This is a genomic window from Microbacterium sp. ER1 (assembly GCF_023383675.1).
Taxonomy (GTDB): domain Bacteria; phylum Actinomycetota; class Actinomycetes; order Actinomycetales; family Microbacteriaceae; genus Microbacterium.
On the sequence record NZ_QCXO01000038.1, the window covers coordinates 1 to 314 of the forward strand.

Here is a 314-nt window from a genome sequence, read left to right on the forward strand (position 1 = left end):
GACCGAATCGAGCCATCGGATGCTTCGACGCCACTTCGATCGCCTCGTCGAGATCCGCGCATTCGAGCACGTCGTATCCGGCGATCCATTCTTTCGACTCGGTGTACGGCCCGTCGGTCACCAGTAGTTCGCCGTTACGCACGCGAACCGTTGTGGCATCCTCGACCGGCCGGAGCCGGTTGCCGTCGATCCACACGCCGCGCTCTTCGACCTCCTTGCCCCAGTCTTCAATCCGGTCGTCCTCAGCGGAATACGGGTCGCCCTCGGGGTCCGTTGCCACAAACATCATGTATCGCATCTGTTCTCCCTTTGTT

1 protein-coding gene is annotated in these 314 nt (G+C 61.1%); it reads right to left on the bottom strand.

Going from position 1 to position 314, the window contains the following annotated elements; translation table 11 throughout:
• On the bottom strand, window positions 1-298 hold a 298-nt coding region (locus tag BV453_RS01660; protein WP_249520711.1), incomplete at its 3' end, for a YciI family protein.
• Window positions 299-314 lie beyond the last annotated feature (16 nt).